Genomic DNA, 18,564 nt, shown 5'->3' with positions numbered 1-18,564 from the left:
AAACCTCTTGAATAAATGTATTAGTTAATTTAAAACAAGTTTAGCGAGGCTACGTGCTATTTAATATGGTAATTAATTACACAAATAGTACTAGTTTTTATCATTTTGCTATGCAGTTATATACAATTTATGTATTTTGGTCAGTAACTTCTTTTAAAGGTTTGATTTATGACTCCCTATATTTATGACTCTCTTGATAATGCTTTAATAGCTGAATTACGAAAAGACGGCCGCGCTTCTATTTCAGCTTTAGCCAGTTCTTTAAATGTATCACGCGGGACAGTGCAAAATAGGTTAGACAGATTAGTTAGCTCAGGCGCAATATTAGGGTTTACTGTACGCGTTCACGAACACATAGAAACAGAAGCCGTGCGCGCAATTATGATGATAGAAGTCGTTGGTAAATCTACCTCACAAGTAATTAAAACAATGCGCGGAATACCCGAGCTTATAAAATTACACACCACCAATGGTGCATGGGATTTAGTTGCAGAGCTTCAAGCTGCAAATTTAAGTGAGTTTGATGGAGTGTTAAGGCAAGTACGAGAAATTGACGGTATTTTAAATAGTGAAACAAGCATATTGCTTTCATCAACTTAAGTTATTTTTAATATTTAAAAGAATATTTAAATGACACCCATTTATAATATTTTAAGTATTCACTACCTAGATTCTAATTGGAAGTGCACCACCTAATTCATTATAGACTTCATTTGGTGTTTTAAATCCTAAACATTTTCTAGGGCGATTATTTAGTAAAATTTAGAATGACACCCATTTAAATTTTTAAAAACTGAGGGACTAAACACTTAAAAATTATTTATTGTGTCTCTTATATCCGGTTAATTCTTTAGCTACATCAACTAATTGATTAGAAGCTTCTGTTTATCTAAATCACAGATGAGTTAAAACCCTGAGTACATTCAGTCTAAACTTTGATAAGTTGTATTAAATAGTAAAACTAAGCAGTTAAAGCTTGGCTATTTTTGATATTGGGTCGTCGTTTGAAATGTTGATTATTGCAGTAGATTTCTATTTTTTCGGCTTTACCAACAGCACCATGAAACATCTTAGTAAAGCGGGTTGTTAGTTTAAGCCAGTTTTTTTCGGTTATGTTTAATGTTTTTAATATAGGCGTTGTACTTTGATTTATATAACCTGGTTTGTCTGCCCTTATACACTTTCCTGTTTGCTCTACTAATTCTAGATAATTTTTAAACTCAAATGGTAAACCTTTACTTATCTTTTGTGAGAGCTTTCCTACAAATTTAGCTAAAAACTTTGGCTGATTACCTGCTATTGCATGTTCAATTCGTTTTTTAATACTGGTAAATGATGATGTTTGAATGCTCTGTGAAACTTTTGCCCTTATAGGATTTAAGTCAACATATGCCATGCAAGCTAATAGTGCAGGCTCATCCAGTAAAGCTTGAGATTTAAAGCGCCCCTCCCAAAAACGGCCTGTACAATCGTCTTCTTTATTAGCTTGCCTTGCTATATTCTCGTTTAACGAACGCATAAACCAAGAAATATCTTTTAAACGATTTCTAAATTTCATTATACTATGCTTTAGTAACACTTTTTCTTCATCTGATAGCGATTCACCTTCAAGATAACGCTTAGATATATTCGTCCCTTTAAATGCTTTATGCCACCTTATACAAACAGCTCTATCTGTAAGCCTATTTGCTTTTTTGTCATCTATATAAAGTACTAAATGTGTATGGTTACTCATTACCGCGTAAGCACAAATATCAATACAAAATACCTTCGCCAAAAATAATAAACGCTCCTCTACCCAATCTCTACGATGCTCATAGCTTTTGCCTGTTTGTGTATCAATTCCACATAGGTATGCACGTCTCACACACCGAGAAATACAGTGATAGTAACGTGTATTGGAGAGGCTTATTTGTCTTTTTCGTGCAGTAGCCACAGGCATTATGCTCACTTTAAAATTTTATAAAGTATAGCCAAGGTTAATAAATGTACAAATTAGGGTGGGTGTCATTTAAATAAAAGGCATTTAAATGAATAATACTGCAACTTTAAGTCGCAGTATTATTCATGATTTGGGTATCCGATTGGCTTAATTGTAACGATACTCGCTTTGTGAGTAGTTATGCGTATTGCTGATCTCAAATTGGCTTTGCTGCGCTAAATAAGACCGTCCTGCAGCTAAGCCTAATTTATGATCAAAACGTAAATCGTTATTTGAACTACCTAATAATTTGCTATGCAGTTTTTCGTCTGCAAAAATTTGTATTATTTCCACATCACTTGGTGGATTTGCAATAAACTCAAGCTCATCTAAATACGCTTTTTCGTGCTGTATTAAGTAGTCCAATGTTTTTGGACAATAGCCTGATGCTATAGCAAATGTTCTTAGCTTTTGTACCCATGCAGATTGCGCTTGAAAATTAGCGTCAACCGTTCTTATTACAACAATTTTACGAGCACCTCGGTTGTAAGCCTCACGCACGGGAAGTGGAGCGGCTAAACCACCGTCTAGATAAAAATCGCTCTGTGCTTGTTCTTCAACAAGATGTGTTTCATTCGCTGCTTTTGCGTTTAACCAAGGTGTTAACTTTACACCTTGTTTGTATAAAAACGGGAGTGCGCTAGAAGCCTTTAACAAATCACGCCATTGACCACTATCACCTGTAGGCGATAAGTAATAAGCTTTTCTGTCTCGTGCGTTTGTTGCTGTTATAAGTAGTTCACGCTCACCTAAACTAGTTTTAGCTGTTTTGAAATCTATAGCTCTGTTTACTTCAGTGGTTTTGTCAAAGTACCAATCTAAATCAACTATATGCTTACCCACTAATCCGCGACCAAGCTGAAAAAAACGCTTATTACGCGAAAGCCCTCTAATCAGGCGTTTAGCGTAGCCTTTTTGACGCGCTAAGTAGCTAGTTAAGTTTTGCGAACCAGCTGAAGTACCAATAAATAAATCAAATGGGTCATAGCTTTGCTCTAACCAAGCATCAAGTACGCCAGCTGTGAATATCCCTCGCTGCCCGCCACCTTCAGCAATCAGAGCAACTTTTGGCTGCGCTGTTTTGTTAACTGAATTAGCTGTTGCGGTGTTTAGAGAGTTCACGGTGTACCTGCCTTTAATTTTATGATGTCTGGTTTAATAGCTACATTATAAAAAACAAAAGTGATATCTTAAAATTGATTGTTTAAATCAGTTCAATTGAAAAAACAGAACGGTATATAAAGCAAAATATGTACTAAAAATAGCAATTAAATTTACTTTGAATATTTAAATAACAAATACAGACATCACTTAAAGTTAATAAAATGAGTTAAAAAAGTTTAACTTTTGATGATGTCTGTATATTAACAAGCCCAGAGTGTACGCTTGCTTAACTAACTATATTTTAGTGCTTTATTTCCATTAAAATTTCGAGTGCACGGTGGCGTTTTTCACTATCGAATACATCATTGGTAAATATAAACTCATCTACTTCTAGCTGTTTAGCTATCATCTCTAACTTGTGTTTAATACTTACATGTCCGCCTACTACGCTTAGGCTTAAAAAGTTCTCTACATGAGCGCGCTCTTGTTCGCTCCATAACCCGTCCATGCTTTCAACAGGTGGTTTTAGCCACAGCTCGTTACCGCGTATAAGTTCGAGCACACGTTGCTTAGAAGTAGTCGACAAGTATTGCGCTTCATCGTCGGTGTCTGCTGCCACTAAAGGCAGTGCAAGCATTACGTATGGCTTATCAAGTACGCTTGATGCTTTAAATTCGCGCTTATACAGCGCTATTGCATCGTGCACAAAGCGCGGTGCAAAATGCCCCGCAAATACGTACGGTAACCCTTTTTGCGCCGCTAGTTGCGCGCTAAATAAACTCGAGCCTAATAACCAAATAGGCACGTTTGTGTCCTCACCGGGTATAGCACGTATAGGGTGCGTACCGTTGTAAGGACCTAACAATGTTTGCAGTTCAGTTACTTCACCTGGGAAGTTTTCTGCACGGCTCATATCGTTGTTTAATGCACGACTCGTTACAGGGTCGCTACCTGGGGCACGCCCGAGTCCTAAATCTATTCGCCCTGGATATAAGCTCTCTAATGTACCAAATTGTTCAGCAACAACTAATGGGGAGTGGTTAGGCAGCATAATACCGCCCGATCCAACGCGTATCTTTTTGGTATTACCTGCAATGTGACCAACCAAAATTGAAGTGGCCGCACAAATTATACCTGGCATATTATGATGCTCAGCAAGCCAAAAACGGTTAAAGCCAAGCTCATCTGCACGTTGAGCGTATTTAGTACTTTTATGAAGAGTGTTAGTTACGCTGTCCCCTTTGATCATGGGGGCAAGCTCTAATAACGAAAAAGGAATGGAATTTAACAAAATAGCAGCTCCTAAAAATGCATGCTAACAATGTATTACATCATTAGCATAAAACACTTAAATGGGTCTGCTATTAGGTCAATTCAAGTTACGCAGTGGTATTAGAGCAAAATAGGTATATGTTATTTTGCTCTAAGGTATTCAAGCAAGCTGTGCATCACGTTGGCGCAGCTTTTTATAGCCTTCTGAATCCACGCCTTTTTTCCAATACCCTGAGGAAACAATATTACCGCGTGGTATATTAAATTGCTCTGTTAGCAGTGCTTTTGCTTTACGAACAAGCCCAGCTTCCAATGCCATAAATACAATGGGAGGTTCTGCTGTAATGTGCAAATTTTGAAGCGCGCTAAGTAGCGCTTCGTCAGCATTGTCGGTAACAAGCCAATTAACATCGCGGCTTGTTTCTAAATCAATAATGTCTTTTTCGGTGGGTACATGTACAAAGGCATCAATTTTTGAAAATAAAGGTAATTGCTGTATATACCCCTTTATTGCATTTACCGAAGTTAAATCCCCTAGCAACACATAATGCGAATGCCCATAATTATCTAGCTTTTTAGGGCCTGGGCCTGCAATACCTACCTCATCACCTACTTTTGCAATTTTAGCCCAGTCAGTTGCCGGACCATGGTGCATATTTATAACAAAATCAAGTGTTAACGCGCCTGTTTGTGCATCTACATGCCTTATTGTGTAAGATCGCATACACGCTGTTTTTAAGTTAAAATCTACTTCACCATTTTTTGGGATCAGTACTTTTACATAGTTACCAATGTGCTGTGAGGTTAAGTCGTTAAAATCATCAGAGCCTACAACAATGCGTTGTAGATGTGGTGTGATTTGCTGCGTACTTAATATGTTAGCTTTGCGAATTTGTTTACCCATGCATTACCTCGTTTTACAAAACTTGGACTTTAATACCAACTTGCATAAATCTTTGATCAATTTAATTAATTAAATTTCACTATAACGTTGTTAAAATTTTTTATTTAGAACAACTAGATACAAAATTTTAGCCTAGTTCTAGCGTAATTTTCTTAACGTTAAATAGACCCCATATATAAGCAGATTGGTATAATAATTGGCTGCTATAAAAGCAGACATTGCACAACGCCCCATTGGTTGATAAAATCAACTATAACAAATTAATTGACTTTGTCAACTATATTGAGAGTTTTATGAATACACCTTTATCAAATACGCTGTTTGAATTGATGCAAAATTACCGCGTCACAATTCGTGAAGCAATTAACGCAGGCGAACTTGGTATTAATGCTATGCACGTACGCTGCATACATATTATTGCGAACGTAAATAACTGTACGGCTAACGATATTGTTACTAAAACGCAGCGCGACAAAGCACAAATAGCACGTTTAATTAAAGATCTTATTGGCTTAAATTTAATAAATAAACAGGCAAGTGAGCACGATAAGCGCTGCTTTATTTTGTCGCTCACAGAGCAAGGCAAAGTTCTTTTTGATAAGTTATTAGCCTCAGAGCAGAAAATAAATAATCAAATGTGTAAAAACTTAAACCCTCAGCAAATCAAAGACTTTTTAGATATCGCACAGCAAATGATCAAAAATATGGATTGATCGGTTATACATTTCTTGGCATAACTTACACAAAACGCATATACTGTACACTTATACAGTATATGCGTTTTAGGTTGTGTTATGTTTGTCATTCCCATTTATATAGAAGCAGGCGTGTGTGGTTTTGAATCGCCCGCAGCGCAGTACACCGAGCTAGGTGTAACCCTTGATGAGCTTTTAATAAAGCACCCAAATGCTACCTTTATTGGCCTAGCATCGGGTAACTCTATGCAAGAAGTCGGAATTTTTGAAGGGGACTTATTAGTTATTGACCGTGCAGAGCCTGCAGAAAATGGTGACGTTATTGTTGCTAACTTAAATGGTCTTTTTGTATGCAAGCTGCTTGATAAAACCAATGCACGGCTGCTTTCAGCGTCTTCTTTACATAAGCCTGTACAACTCACCTCTGCAGACGAGTTTCAGCTCGAAGGCGTAGTAACGCTATCAATAAGAATGCACAGGCAAAGCCCAGAGTTACTAAAATGTATGCCTTAGTTGATGCTGTGTCGTTTTATGCCAGTGCCGAAAAAGTATTTGACCCTGCTATTCGATCAAAACCCGTGGTTGTACTTACCAATAACGATGGCTGTGTATGCGCTATTTGCCCTATTGCTCGGCGCTTAAATATTCCTAAATTTGGCCCGTACTTTAAAGTTAAGCATTTACTTGAGCAAAACAACGTTGTTATTCGCTCTAGTAATTACGAGCTTTATGCTGATTTAAGCGACAAAATGATGAATATCATCGCTCGCTTTTGCGATACACAGCACATATACAGTATTGATGAATCGTTTTTGCACTTTGATGGCTACACATCATTAATTAAAGACTGGCATGAATACGGTCATACAATAAGGCGCACAGTATGGCGCGAAACAAAGCTTCCTGTAGGTGTTGGTTTTGGCCCGACCCCTACTTTAGCAAAAGCCGCTAACCATGCCGCTAAAAAGCTCAGTGGTTTTAATGGTGTTGCAGTAATAAATAGCGAACAAACTCGCCAAGCTATTTTACAAAGAATGAGCTGCGAAGATGTGTGGGGAATAGGCCGGCGGCTAGCTAAAAAACTTAAAATAATGAATATACACACCGCCTGGGATCTTGCTCAGCAAAACCCTAGGGCAATGCGCCGTGCATTTAGTGTGGTTGTTGAACGCACAGTAAGCGAGCTTAACGGGATAACATGTTTAAACTGGGATGATGTACGACAAGATAAGCGAGAGATTTATTCGACCCGTAGTTTTGGAGAGCGCATATGTGAGCCAACAGCCCTTAAAACAGCGCTAATTAACCATGTAACCACAGTGGCTAATAAACTAAGAGCGCAACACTCGCTCACTCACCAGCTTTATATTTTTGCAGCCAGTGGCGCGCACGAAAATAAATATTATAAAAAGTCTTTTGTGTATAAGTTCCCCTCACCCACTAACGACACCTGCGTGATGGCTAATGCTGTATCTGAGGTATTTAATAAGATTTACCAACCCGGTATACGGTTTTATAAGTGTGGTGTGGGTGCGGTAGAGCTAATATCAGAACAGTTTCAGCAAAATGACTTATTTAATAAAAGCCCTGATAATCCAAAACTTATGCAATGCTTAGACACAATTAACAATCGATACGGAAAAGGAATGCTAAGCCTTGCAAGTAGTAAATTAAATGACCGGTGGCACATGAACCGTGATTTTTTGTCGCCGCAGTACACCACGCGTTGGCGCGATATCCCTAAAATATACTGCGAATGATTTGCTACTTACTAGATGCTTTATTTACTTTCATCTGCTTTTTTAAATGTACACTCTACACTGGGTTCGCTCAATGTGTACTTTAGTGTGTTATCAGCTAAAAATCGGATACTTTGGCTAATTGTTTTTTCGTTTATTGCATCTTCACAACGGCTCATTCTTAAGCCGTTTTCAAGGCCATCACTTTTATATTTAAGCGTGCTGGTTATAAAGCAAAAGTTTGGTTTTTTAATGGTTCGGGTACCATTGTGGAGCGATCCAAATACAATTTGCTCACCAAGTTTAAAACCCGAACTTAAATCACTTTCATCTGTCAAACTCAAATTGCTGTTAACGCATAACCCTGAGTTGCTCGACACAACTTCGTAGGCTCCCAATTTTGACTTTAAAAGCGGTATAAATCGTGTTTTATTACTCGGCTCAGAAAAAGCATTTGCACTTGTAAAAGCGACAGTTAATAAAGCGAGTGTTAAATATTTCATTTCGTGGGTGTATCCTCGTGAGTCAGCGTGTTAAATAATAGCAAAATGCCTAATCACTTAGCTTTTATAACTTTTAACAACTATAACAGAGATTTACTATAAAAGGAGAGAAGTCGTATTCAGGAACCAAGACACGAGCAGCTAAGGGAGCTTTGCTCGACTATTACTAATTCTTACATGTGTGTAAGCCAGTAAGATAACGCAAGAGCAATTACCGTTCCCATTAGGTCACAAACCTCGTGCCACAAATAAACCCCTTAGATTGAACACATTTAAATCCACAAAGATTCATCCTAGATACTGCATTACAAACCATTTTGCTGTTAAGTACTTTAGTTAATACGTACTTAAACAACAAAACGATTTATATCAATACGCTTACTTGAAGGGAAATTGAACTGATTAAATTGTTTGAATAGCGCTCAAATTACTGTTTATTTTATTGCCAGTACTTTGCAAATAATAAAGGGTAGCTTTGCTTTAAAAACTTAGGTTTGTCTTTAAAACGCTTGCCTTTGGGTTCATCGCTGCCTGATGGAATAAACGGTAATTCGTCTTCGCTGCGTTCTTCAAATAATAAACCGGCTATTAAATCATACTCATCAATATACGGGTAAGGCTGCTCATTTAAGTAATAAACAGGTGTACACTGCGCTAACGAATCAGCATTTTCTAAAGCGTTTTCGAATACTGTTTTACCGCGCGAAATTAACCAACATCTAAACTCGCTAAAACCGTAATCGTCATTACATCCAGCCATCACAAAGGCGGCACCAAACAAATCCCAGGTAAAACATTTACGCATATGTATGCCAAAGTGCTTATCAAAATCAATAAGGTGCTGATCGCTTAAATCATTCAGTTTGTTTTTTAGGTTATCGCTCACACTTTGCGGATCGAGCCCTAAATCAGGCGTTGTTACTAAATCCCAAAAAGCCTGCTCTGTTAACGTTGCCATTATAAAATCTCTTTTACTCGGCCAACTTGACCATCTTCTAAACGTACTTTAATGCCGTGTGGGTGATTTGGTGATTTTGTTAAAAGGCGCTCAACCACACCTTCTGTTAATGTGCCGCTGCGTTGATCTTCTTTTAATACAATATTTACTGTGGTACCTGGTGAAATTTGCGAACGCGAAGGAACAGCCATAATTTAAACCCTAAAAATAATTTATCTAATTATAACGTCCATGTGATGTCATACCAACTAAACCGCTGTTAATTGGCTAAAAATGAGATGTGTGTTGGTTTTGCGTTCAACTTAATAGCTGCTAGCTGGCTAAGTATAATCTGCGTTAACTCATCAAGTTGCGGTTTTGCATCTTCACGGGCTACCTCATCAATAAAGTAACATTGTACTTTTAACGTGTTTACTTCGTTATTTAAATCAACTGTATGCGTTAGATAATCAAAACCAATTACCATTTCTTTTATTGCTTCGCATGCATTAGTAAGCGCTAAGCGAATTTGCTTATCGCGCTGTTTTTGAGTTTTAGTCATAAATATAAAGGTTACTTATTTAGTCTGGGCTTGTTGCTGTTTTTTAAACTCTTCGTAGTTAGAGTCTTGTTTATCTAGGCATTCGTAATATTCTTTGTCAGCTTTATAGTTACACTCATCAAGGCGCGCCGATTGTAATTCATGAAAACGTGCATCAGAGCTGCAGCCAGCCAAAACACATGATCCAATAATAAGTAATGCGCTGCTTTTTAGTTTATTGATAAACATTAAATTTCCTTACACTTTCTATATCGAAAAAGCGTTAAATTATTACGATACTATTGTATATTAGCGCCATAAAATCTTAATATCCAAAGGATCTATTACTATGATGTCGCAGTTACAAAAGTTGTTTCAGCGTATAGACAAAAGCAAGATATTTCAATCATTTGTTATAGCTGTAATTATTGTTTCTGCCCTTACAGTAGGTGCACACACTTACTCACTACATCCTACCGTAGAGCTTGCTCTTAATTGGATGGACGTTGGCATTACTGCATTCTTTTTAATTGAACTAATAATCCGCTTTGTTGCAAGTAAAGGCATTAAAGACTTCTTTTCTAAGGGATGGAATATATTTGACACTATCATAGTATTGGGCAGTTTATACCCTGCTGCTGGCTCTACAATGTTAATTGCTAGGCTGTTGCGCATATTTAGAGTGTTACGATTGGTTTCGATGATCCCAGAGCTGCGCTTATTGGTTAACTCATTGCTTAAAGCCATTCCGCAAATGGGTTATATAGCCCTGTTAATGTTTGTTATTTTTTATATATACGCTGCAATGGGTAGCATGATGTTTGCTGAAATCAATCCTGTACTTTGGCAAGACGTCTCAATATCAATGCTTACCTTGTTTAGGGTGGCAACATTCGAAGATTGGACCGACATAATGTACGAAACAATGGCGGTGTACGAACTAAGCTGGATTTATTACCTTACGTTTATATTTTTAACCGCATTTGTATTTTTAAACATGATGGTAGGTGCCATTTTAGAAGTTATGAGTGAGGAGCACCGGAATGCCCGAGAAGAGCTTGCGGATAACGATTCTCTACCTGCAACACAAGGTCAGGTAAATGAGCTACAAGTTCAAATTGCAGAGCTTAAAGCGCTATTAAGTAAAGACAAATAGAAATATCTAGACTAAGTAACACCAATATCAATAATGTTGGTGTTACTTAGAGTTAAACGTTTAATTTGGGAAATATAAATACATTAATTACTTTTATTACTTAAAGATTCATCACTCTTTGGATCTTCAAAAGAAATAACATTATCCACTTTCATTTTAAACGCATCAAAAAAAGCATTTTTTAAAACCGAAATAACGGCTTGGAAAGTCGAAACATCCGTATTATCTAATTGCCCCTCTATAGGAATACGTGCAGCAACAAGTTTAGACTCATCGTTTTCAAGTATAGAGCCCAGTAAATCTACACTGCCTTCAAATATAGCAGTAAAGATACCGTCATCATCTTTTTCTATATCTTCTCGCCAAGAAAATACACTCAGGTTTTGAACCCCCGCTTTTACATAACCATTTAAGTTATTATCTTTAGCCACAAGTTCCATTGCGCCATCAATACCCCCCGCTTCAATATCAAACGGTGTATACACTTTAAATACAGTGTCGAGATTTTTAACTGAGAAGCGCTGTACCTCTGCGTTAAAATCAAAATTAGCGTGTTTGCTAAAAGGGTCTAGTTTGCCATCAAGTTTTAGTGCGGCCTCCCCCATTAACGCCCCCTCTACGTTTAGAGTAGTCACAAGTGTTTTTGATAGGTTTTGCGCATTCGTTATATTTTCAATTTTGGCATTAATATTTGATATAAAAGTGGGTTTTTCACCGTTATTGGTTGAGTTAACTAAGGTTAACTTGCCTTGCTCAATTATTAAGGTATCAATAGAAAACAGTACTAAGTCATTCGCCAGTCCCACCCAAGTGGTTTCATCTTTTACTTGTTGATTTTGCTCAGAAGCATTGGGGTCTTTATCGTAAATAACTATCTCAGGACGCGTAAAAGCCATGTTTGTGACTAAATTCCCTTTTAAAAGGGCTGACCACGCAAGTGAAAAATCGAGAGTTTGAATACTCAGTAAAGGCTTAGGAGCTGAAGTTGCATCAACAGCGTAAATTTCAACGTCGTCAATCGCGTAGGCACCGCGATATAAAAACAAATCTACATCACCAACATGCCCCGTAACACCTTGCGTATGTTTTAGCTGATAATTTACGTACTGCTGAAGCGCATAAGGTGCAGCTATTCTGGCAATAATAAGGACTAATAAAATAACCGCAAATGAGTTAAACCATTTGCTATGAAATACATTAGAAACCGAGCTCATTGTAATTTCCTTTACCTAATACTTTCGAATGAGCATTTTAAACATGTAAGAATTACGCAAAATTGTAACAACACTACGTAAATCGTATTTAAAATACATCGTTAATAGCCTAAGTGAAGTTAAAGTGGCTAATTTAAGTATTAACAGCAAAGGTTATACCAATTTAAAATTGCTACAAAAAATTGGGTTTATGCAGCAATACTTAACTAAATAAAAACAGCGAGTACCTTTAATATATCAAGGATAGTGCTTGATCAAATCTAACTGGTTTACTGAATATAAAACCTTGGTATTTATCAATTTCTAAGCTTTGTAATAACGTTAACTGAGCGGAGTTTTCTACGCCCTCCGCTATTACTTGGCAACCAATCATATGCGACATGTTAGTTACCGCAGATACAATACTTTTGTCTTTTGAGCACTCACAAATATTATCAATATAAGATTTATCTATTTTAATGTAATCAACTGATAGCTCTTTTAAAACCGATATAGAAGAAAACCCAGTACCAAAGTCATCAATAGAAATACGCACACCGGTATTTTTTATGGCCGTAATCACTTTTGACAAATACGGTAAATTTTTAATCATGACTGTTTCTGTTATTTCTAAATGCACATTGTATGGTTTAACTGCGTATCTATTTAAGAGCGCAACTAAAAAATCTAAAAAGTTATGATTTTCTAGTTGCAGCACCGACACATTAATCGACAATCCAATATTACTATTTACGGCATTGAGCTTACTTAAGCTCGCAATGGCTTGCTCTAGTACAAATTCGCCGAGTATATTAATTTTTCCATATCGCTCTGCAATATCTATAAATTCTGAAGGGGGAATAAATTCATCATTAAACTGCCAACGAAGTAGTACTTCAAACGTAGTTATTTCATTTGTGCTTATATCAACAATAGGTTGATAGCACAGGTGAAAGTCACCTTTTTCTACGCACTCTTTAATTGAGCTGCGAAGTACTTCTTCTCTTTTAAGCGATTCATGCATTCGCTCGTCAAATACCGATATTTCATTACGGCTTTTCTTACCTTCATACATAGCTACATCAGCGTATTTAATCGCCTCTGCAAGATTAAAATTTTCGCGCGTAAAATACAGCCCGACCTTAAAAGAGGGATTTACTTGGTAGCTGTCCATGCTTACTGTTTTCGTTAAGGTTTTAACTAATCTAAAAACACAGTCAAAAAGTTCATCTTCGGTGTTAGTGCGAGAATAAAAAATAAACTCATCACCTCCCCATCGACAAGCAATAAAGTCGCCTTGGGTTTGTGTTTCAACTAATCGTTTACCTGTTTGGGCCAGCACAAAATCACCAAAATCGTGACCGTATTTATCGTTGATGATTTTAAAGTCATCCATATCTAAAAATAAAACAGCTTTAATATCATCATTTTGATTGGCTAAATCAAGTTCAACATTAGAAACAAAGCTCCCCCTGTTAAACAATTTAGTTAGGTTGTCTTTTTGCTCTAAAGAAATTATTTGTTCGGTACGAAGTTGCACTTCGTTTTCTAAGTTTTCAATAAATTGATCTAACTTAAGTTCATTATTAATTGATGACTTTACATCTTTTGCACTACGTGAAGCCGTTATAAAACACAAAATAAACCATAAAACGAGCCCTAAAACACCTAGTACATTCTCATCTTCAATAGGCTGTAAAAGTAATAAAATACTAAAAGGAACCAGTAAACAGGTTATATACGACAAGGAGGAACGAATATCAGAAGCTAAAACGTTTACACCGCCACCAGCGAGGGAGCTAAAAACAACCAATGATACAAATTTTTCCTGCATTTGCATGTTTTCATAAAACAAAATAGGAAAAGCAGCCCATGTTAAAGCCGTTAATAATAAACCTATAAAATACAGATGATATTTAAAAGCATGGGTGTTGTTAACAAATACGTGGCTTGCTATTCGAAGTAATGAAATAAATGATAGCGTAAAAAGCCAGTAAAGCTTTTCTTGCGAGGCGCTGTGGTTAATACTGCTAAAAATAAGAAAACAAGAAACAACCGTGTTTATAGCAATTGCAGAACTAAAATAGGAGCTAACAAATGCTAATCGCTTATTGGCAAAGTTATTTGTGTGAGAGGTCATTAATGTTACTTGAATAGGCTGTTGCACAATGTAAACAGTTTACTTAAGTTCAATAATAAACAAAAGTGAACATTCATAAAAAAGTATTGTTTTAGCCTCTTAAGCGGTTTTATAAGCCATTAAACTAAAAAGGGCTGGCAAATTGCCAACCCCTTTTGTTAAAACTGATTATATATTATACCAATTCGCTTAATTAAGTGATCTATTTTGAGGGAAGAAAATCGTGTCGATAACATGGAAAAAATTTCTTTATTTAGTTGTTCTATATCAGAAATATTTAACGTAGTTAACGTCAGATTTAACCCCTCAAATTGATTAAGTATTGCGAATTAGTATTACTCACCATCAACAATTATGCGTAGCATACGACGAAGTGGCTCTGCCGCGCCCCATAAAAGCTGATCGCCTACTGTAAATGCGCTAATGTATTTTGGTCCCATCGCTAATTTACGAATACGCCCAACAGGAATGCTTAAAGTGCCCGTTACTTTAACCGGTGTTAAATCTGTGGCACTAATTTCACGCTCGTTTGGAATTACCTTAACCCACTCATTATGAGACGCTAAAATTTCTTCAATTTTTTCTACGCTAATATCTTCACGTAATTTAATGGTCATCGCTTGCGAATGACAACGCATAGCGCCAATACGAACACATAAACCATCAATTGGCACTGGTTGCTTAGAAGAGCCTAAAATTTTGTTGGCTTCTACTTGCGCTTTCCACTCTTCTTTAGACTGACCGCTTGGCATAGGTACGTCAATCCACGGGATTAAACTGCCCGCTAATGGCACACCAAATTGGTCTTGTGGTAAGTATTTTGAAGCCATTGTTTCACTGACTATTTTATCAATTTCTAAAATAGCAGAGCTTGGGTTATCTAATTGCTCGGCAACACTTGCATGAATAGCGCCCATTTGTGCAATAAGCTCTTTCATATTTCGTGCACCAGCACCAGAGGCTGCTTGGTAAGTCATTGGGCTTACCCATTCAATTAGGTCTTGCTCAAATAAACCGCCTAATGCAAGTAGCATTAGCGATACTGTACAGTTACCGCCAACAAACGTTTTAACGCCTTGCTCTAAGCCTTGTTCAATAACATCTTTGTTTACGGGATCTAGCACTATTATGCTGTCCTCACTCATACGCAGTGCTGAAGCTGCATCAATCCAGTAACCATCCCAACCCGACTCGCGTAATTTTGGATATACCGCATTGGTGTAGTCACCGCCTTGGCAAGTAACAATAATATCCATTTTAGCAATTTCGCTAATGTCACTTGCATCTAGCAATGGTTTTGCGTCGCCTGCTATATCAGGGCCTAGTTGACCCGCTTGTGAGGTGGTGAAAAAGGTGGTGTCGATATGGGCAAAATCACTTTGCTGCTGCATACGTTCTAATAACACAGAGCCAACCATGCCACGCCAACCGACTAATCCTACTTTTTTCATTGTTTGTTCCACTGTTTGATTCATAAAAGATGCCTTAATACATTAAAAATTAAATTCATTGCGTGAGATTTAATTTTCATTAACGTCAAAATAACACCACCAGCGCGCTAAAACTAGTGAATAAAGTAGAACTTAAATATTTTTCATAGTCATAAAAAAGCCCTGTATTAAATACAGGGCTAATAGGTAATTAGGTTTTATTATATCCCCCTTCCTTGGGTAGAAAATTAAAACTCGTAGCTAAAGCTTAAACTAAACTCAGTGCCTTCTTCTTGACGCCAAAGTGTTAAGTTTTCTTGTTCAATTTCTTTTTCTTGGCCAAGTATATTTTTAACTTTAAAATTAACTTTAGTATTAAAGTTAGGGAAGTAAGAATAAACTAAATCAAGAGAATGAAATGACTTTTCTTCTGCGTCTTCGTTACCACGCGTACCTGGTACGATTATGCGCGGCCCAAACACGTTATAAACAACTGAGGTAGAATGAAAACCATCAGCAGAGTCATAACCCATTTGTAAGTTTGCTACCCATTCAGAATGACCAACTAAACGACGTTTATTATTAGTAACAATGTTAGAAACAGAGTCAGCTTCAAGCGCCTCTTTTAGTTGTTGTTCAAATAATGAATCAACCCCATCAGCATCGTTTATGCCAAGCTCAACACTTGAATCCGATAGAGTAACGTTACCTGATAAAAATATGGCAGATAAATCATTATGAATAAAACTAAAGTCAGTTAAAAAGTCTACCTCAATACCTGTTAGTTCACCCGACTGCGCATTTGCTGTTAGTAATTGCGGAGCAGCTCCACCAACACCCGCTAACTCAACCATTTCAATTGGGTTTTCAATATCTTTATAAAACAGTGCAACTGATAGATTGTTTCCTGAAGGCATGTACCACTCAAACCTAAAGTCAGCATTTTTTAGCTTAGAGCTTTGAAGTGTAGGCGAGCCTCGCACTAAAAACTCTGTTAGTGGGTCAACATAATAAGTTGAGCTTACATCACGCATATCTGGGCGAATCGTCGTTTCACTTAAGTTTAAGCGAAACTGCATTTCTTCATCCATAATATAAGTAATTGCTAAAGAAGGAAAAAAGTTATCTTCTTTTATTGCAACTTCGCTCACTTCTTCAATTGTTCCATCAAAGAAATTAGTATGAGCCTGAAAAGGCACTGATATTTGAGAAAAGTCTTCCCAACGAATACCACCGGTTATACGCCATGTGTTTTCGTAGAAAAAGTCGGCCATAAAATAATAAGCGTCTAACTTATGTGCAGCGCTGTACTTATCACCATCTGCGGTACCATCATCAAAAATACCAGAGCCTGTAATACTTGTATAAAACTCACTATTAGCTAAATTTTCGTCAGAAAAAATTTGGTCTATGTTTGAGCCAAATGTATATTCATCTGTTATACCACGGTGCGTAATACCAAATTGAATATTACTTGCATCACGTTTTTTTTCAGAAAAATCGCCACCCACCTTAAGCTCTAACTCATAGCCATCACCATAAAACGGGATGCCCATATTCCAACCATATGTATCTACGTCATCATGCAAAGTTTGATAATCACGCGTTACGTTAGTAGCAGCAACATCTTGTAACTGCTCTGATTCAAACACACCATCATTTAAGTTAGTTTGAAAAACAACATCTAATGCACCTGGAGCATCTCTGTTGGCACGGCTTGTACCTGCATACCAATCAAAAAATAAATTTTCTAATTCAGGAAAATTATGCGTCCCTTTGAGCTGCGTAGAAAACATTTCACGCTCTTCATACATAACGTCAACACGGCGTAACTCAGTAACACCTTCTTCTGACTCGTTAGCATCGAAAAAGTCACGATTACGCACTCTGTCACTCATATCATGAAGCGCTATATTCGTTAGTTCAAATTTATGGTTATTATTAAATTCATAACCTAAATTTAATGTGCCACTCCAACGAACGGTTTGTTCAGTAGATATGCCATCATAAGTTTGTGCAAAACATTTATCTTCGCAGCCCAAACTACCTAAATTTGTACCGCTTTGCTCTTTAACTACTTCCCATTCATTGTCATAGGAAACAGCTGCAAGCACGCCAAAAGTACCTACTTCAGACTCAAACCTATCACCTAGTGCTACTGAAAAGTTCATGCCTGGATCAACGTCTTTCTCAGTAGGCCCAACTTGCCAATCTAGAGATTGTAGGAGCGCTTGGCGCTGCTCAAGCGTAGTACTGCTGTCACCTTCAAGTCCTGCATCACTTTTAAGCGCTGTAGAAATTAATGAAGGTAAAGCACGTGTACCATCATCGCGCCCCATCCAATCATCATCACCACCACTGTAAAAATAACCGGTGTCACTGTTAGAGGTGTTATATGAAGTACCTAACTGTATTTTAAACAAAAAATCAGAAGGAATAGATTTGGTGCGTATATTTACATTACCACCACCAAAGTGCGCTGGCATATCAGGAGAAAACGATTTCTGCACACTTAAGCTTTCAATAATATCCGATGGAAATAAATCCAGTGGAACAACTGATCGAGTGGGATCTGGGCTTGGAACATACATGCTATTAAGTTGGGTACTTGAATAACGCTCACCCAAACCACGAACATAAATATATTTACCATCGACTAAGGTTAAACCAGTCACACGACGAAGCGCTGAAGCTGCATCGCCATCACCTGTGCGTGATATTTGATCAGCCCCCATAATATCAGCAACAAATGCCTGATTTTGACGCTCTTGCAGTACCGCACCCGCACTGCCTTTTAATCGTTGCCCTACAGCAACAACTTCTTCTATTTCTTGCTCTTCGGCTTCGGCTGCTATAGCTGTGTTTACTGATAGCCCCATAATTGCAGCCATAACTGCGCAATTTAGTTTACAAAGAACAAGAGAAGAGGGTTTAAAAGATTTCATTTTTATACTCCGAAACAAAACAAG

Annotated in this window: 18 protein-coding genes; 5 read left to right on the top strand and 13 right to left on the bottom strand. The window is 37.3% G+C overall.

The features are described 5' to 3' along the window. Positions 1 to 168 precede the first annotated feature (168 nt). Positions 169 to 600 (top strand): Lrp/AsnC family transcriptional regulator, encoded by a 432-nt coding sequence (locus FFU37_RS17270; RefSeq protein WP_033030858.1) that lies wholly within the window; start codon positions 169 to 171, stop codon positions 598 to 600. Positions 601 to 961: 361 nt separating this feature from the next. On the opposite strand, the gene FFU37_RS17265 is transcribed toward FFU37_RS17270, so the two are convergent. From FFU37_RS17265 to FFU37_RS17250, 4 genes are all read right to left on the bottom strand, one after another. Beyond that, on the bottom strand, positions 962 to 1,936 hold the full coding sequence (locus FFU37_RS17265; protein ID WP_138490449.1) for a transposase: 975 nt from the start codon (positions 1,934 to 1,936) through the stop codon (positions 962 to 964). Positions 1,937 to 2,089: 153 nt separating this feature from the next. Continuing rightward, positions 2,090 to 3,103, bottom strand: a complete 1,014-nt coding sequence (locus tag FFU37_RS17260) for a patatin-like phospholipase family protein (protein ID WP_024609084.1) — start codon at positions 3,101 to 3,103, stop codon at positions 2,090 to 2,092. Positions 3,104 to 3,386: 283 nt separating this feature from the next. Next, the gene (locus tag FFU37_RS17255; RefSeq protein WP_007583209.1) at positions 3,387 to 4,376 is read right to left on the bottom strand and encodes an LLM class flavin-dependent oxidoreductase; all 990 of its coding nucleotides are present in this window, start codon (positions 4,374 to 4,376) and stop codon (positions 3,387 to 3,389) included. Positions 4,377 to 4,517: 141 nt separating this feature from the next. Continuing rightward, a complete protein-coding gene (locus tag FFU37_RS17250) occupies positions 4,518 to 5,261 on the bottom strand; it encodes a siderophore-interacting protein (protein WP_138490097.1) in 744 nt (247 codons plus the stop codon). A 293-nt stretch (positions 5,262 to 5,554) separates the two neighbouring features. Between FFU37_RS17250 and FFU37_RS17245 the strand changes: the two genes are divergently transcribed. The 3 genes from FFU37_RS17245 to FFU37_RS17235 all read left to right on the top strand — a co-directional run bounded on the left by FFU37_RS17245 (position 5,555) and on the right by FFU37_RS17235 (position 7,716). Further along, positions 5,555 to 5,974, top strand: coding sequence for a MarR family winged helix-turn-helix transcriptional regulator (locus tag FFU37_RS17245; protein WP_004334811.1), 420 nt, complete (start codon positions 5,555 to 5,557; stop codon positions 5,972 to 5,974). Positions 5,975 to 6,055: 81 nt separating this feature from the next. Then, positions 6,056 to 6,469, top strand: a complete 414-nt coding sequence (locus FFU37_RS17240) for a S24 family peptidase (protein ID WP_004334808.1) — start codon at positions 6,056 to 6,058, stop codon at positions 6,467 to 6,469. After that, on the top strand, positions 6,457 to 7,716 hold the full coding sequence (locus FFU37_RS17235) for a Y-family DNA polymerase (RefSeq protein ID WP_024597582.1): 1,260 nt from the start codon (positions 6,457 to 6,459) through the stop codon (positions 7,714 to 7,716). The genes FFU37_RS17240 and FFU37_RS17235 overlap by 13 nt, the downstream gene beginning before the upstream one ends. 20 nt (positions 7,717 to 7,736) lie before the next feature. Here the strand turns inward: FFU37_RS17235 and FFU37_RS17230 are convergent, their stop codons facing one another. The 5 genes from FFU37_RS17230 to FFU37_RS17210 all read right to left on the bottom strand — a co-directional run bounded on the left by FFU37_RS17230 (position 7,737) and on the right by FFU37_RS17210 (position 9,925). Next, entirely contained in the window at positions 7,737 to 8,198 is a 462-nt protein-coding gene (locus FFU37_RS17230; RefSeq protein WP_138490096.1) for a hypothetical protein, read from the bottom strand. A 439-nt stretch (positions 8,199 to 8,637) separates the two neighbouring features. Next, positions 8,638 to 9,156 (bottom strand): DUF4240 domain-containing protein, encoded by a 519-nt coding sequence (locus FFU37_RS17225; protein ID WP_024597581.1) that lies wholly within the window; start codon positions 9,154 to 9,156, stop codon positions 8,638 to 8,640. Then, the gene (locus tag FFU37_RS17220) at positions 9,156 to 9,347 is read right to left on the bottom strand and encodes a YwbE family protein (RefSeq protein ID WP_004334795.1); all 192 of its coding nucleotides are present in this window, start codon (positions 9,345 to 9,347) and stop codon (positions 9,156 to 9,158) included. The genes FFU37_RS17225 and FFU37_RS17220 overlap by 1 nt, the downstream gene beginning before the upstream one ends. Before the next feature lie 68 nt (positions 9,348 to 9,415). After that, positions 9,416 to 9,697: a hypothetical protein gene (locus FFU37_RS17215; protein ID WP_138490095.1), complete on the bottom strand. Its 282-nt coding sequence runs from the start codon at positions 9,695 to 9,697 to the stop codon at positions 9,416 to 9,418. 15 nt (positions 9,698 to 9,712) lie between these two features. Then, a complete protein-coding gene (locus FFU37_RS17210; RefSeq protein WP_004334789.1) occupies positions 9,713 to 9,925 on the bottom strand; it encodes a hypothetical protein in 213 nt (70 codons plus the stop codon). Between the two features lie 100 nt (positions 9,926 to 10,025). On the opposite strand from FFU37_RS17210, the gene FFU37_RS17205 reads away from it, so the two are divergent. Continuing rightward, positions 10,026 to 10,832 carry an ion transporter gene (locus tag FFU37_RS17205; protein WP_138490094.1) on the top strand — a complete coding sequence of 269 codons (807 nt, stop codon included), beginning with the start codon at positions 10,026 to 10,028 and terminating at the stop codon, positions 10,830 to 10,832. Between the two features lie 83 nt (positions 10,833 to 10,915). On the opposite strand, the gene FFU37_RS17200 is transcribed toward FFU37_RS17205, so the two are convergent. From FFU37_RS17200 to FFU37_RS17185, 4 genes are all read right to left on the bottom strand, one after another. Beyond that, positions 10,916 to 12,046, bottom strand: a complete 1,131-nt coding sequence (locus FFU37_RS17200; protein ID WP_138490093.1) for a DUF748 domain-containing protein — start codon at positions 12,044 to 12,046, stop codon at positions 10,916 to 10,918. Between the two features lie 229 nt (positions 12,047 to 12,275). After that, positions 12,276 to 14,165 (bottom strand): putative bifunctional diguanylate cyclase/phosphodiesterase, encoded by a 1,890-nt coding sequence (locus FFU37_RS17195; RefSeq protein ID WP_226929085.1) that lies wholly within the window; start codon positions 14,163 to 14,165, stop codon positions 12,276 to 12,278. Positions 14,166 to 14,500: 335 nt separating this feature from the next. Beyond that, positions 14,501 to 15,640 carry an aspartate-semialdehyde dehydrogenase gene (asd, locus tag FFU37_RS17190; RefSeq protein ID WP_138490091.1) on the bottom strand — a complete coding sequence of 380 codons (1,140 nt, stop codon included), beginning with the start codon at positions 15,638 to 15,640 and terminating at the stop codon, positions 14,501 to 14,503. 203 nt (positions 15,641 to 15,843) lie between these two features. Further along, positions 15,844 to 18,540 carry a TonB-dependent receptor domain-containing protein gene (locus FFU37_RS17185; RefSeq protein WP_138490090.1) on the bottom strand — a complete coding sequence of 899 codons (2,697 nt, stop codon included), beginning with the start codon at positions 18,538 to 18,540 and terminating at the stop codon, positions 15,844 to 15,846. Positions 18,541 to 18,564 lie beyond the last annotated feature (24 nt).

This window comes from Pseudoalteromonas distincta (assembly GCF_005877035.1).
In the GTDB taxonomy this organism is placed as follows: domain Bacteria; phylum Pseudomonadota; class Gammaproteobacteria; order Enterobacterales; family Alteromonadaceae; genus Pseudoalteromonas; species Pseudoalteromonas distincta.
The sequence above is the reverse complement of the archived record's forward strand: the minus strand, read 5'-3'. Positions and strand labels throughout refer to the sequence as shown.

Excerpts from the sequence above, each read along its gene's own strand:
- FFU37_RS17270 (WP_033030858.1), top strand. The coding sequence starts at position 169 with ATGACTCCCTATATTTATGACTCTCTTGATAATGCTTTAATAGCTGAA.
- FFU37_RS17250 (WP_138490097.1), bottom strand. The coding sequence starts at position 5,261 with ATGGGTAAACAAATTCGCAAAGCTAACATATTAAGTACGCAGCAAATC.
- FFU37_RS17245 (WP_004334811.1), top strand. The coding sequence starts at position 5,555 with ATGAATACACCTTTATCAAATACGCTGTTTGAATTGATGCAAAATTAC.
- FFU37_RS17240 (WP_004334808.1), top strand. The coding sequence starts at position 6,056 with ATGTTTGTCATTCCCATTTATATAGAAGCAGGCGTGTGTGGTTTTGAA.
- FFU37_RS17235 (WP_024597582.1), top strand. The coding sequence starts at position 6,457 with ATGTATGCCTTAGTTGATGCTGTGTCGTTTTATGCCAGTGCCGAAAAA.
- FFU37_RS17230 (WP_138490096.1), bottom strand. The coding sequence starts at position 8,198 with ATGAAATATTTAACACTCGCTTTATTAACTGTCGCTTTTACAAGTGCA.
- FFU37_RS17225 (WP_024597581.1), bottom strand. The coding sequence starts at position 9,156 with ATGGCAACGTTAACAGAGCAGGCTTTTTGGGATTTAGTAACAACGCCT.
- FFU37_RS17220 (WP_004334795.1), bottom strand. The coding sequence starts at position 9,347 with ATGGCTGTTCCTTCGCGTTCGCAAATTTCACCAGGTACCACAGTAAAT.
- FFU37_RS17215 (WP_138490095.1), bottom strand. The coding sequence starts at position 9,697 with ATGACTAAAACTCAAAAACAGCGCGATAAGCAAATTCGCTTAGCGCTT.
- FFU37_RS17210 (WP_004334789.1), bottom strand. The coding sequence starts at position 9,925 with ATGTTTATCAATAAACTAAAAAGCAGCGCATTACTTATTATTGGATCA.
- FFU37_RS17205 (WP_138490094.1), top strand. The coding sequence starts at position 10,026 with ATGATGTCGCAGTTACAAAAGTTGTTTCAGCGTATAGACAAAAGCAAG.
- FFU37_RS17200 (WP_138490093.1), bottom strand. The coding sequence starts at position 12,046 with ATGAGCTCGGTTTCTAATGTATTTCATAGCAAATGGTTTAACTCATTT.
- FFU37_RS17195 (WP_226929085.1), bottom strand. The coding sequence starts at position 14,165 with ATGACCTCTCACACAAATAACTTTGCCAATAAGCGATTAGCATTTGTT.
- asd (WP_138490091.1), bottom strand. The coding sequence starts at position 15,640 with ATGAATCAAACAGTGGAACAAACAATGAAAAAAGTAGGATTAGTCGGT.
- FFU37_RS17185 (WP_138490090.1), bottom strand. The coding sequence starts at position 18,540 with ATGAAATCTTTTAAACCCTCTTCTCTTGTTCTTTGTAAACTAAATTGC.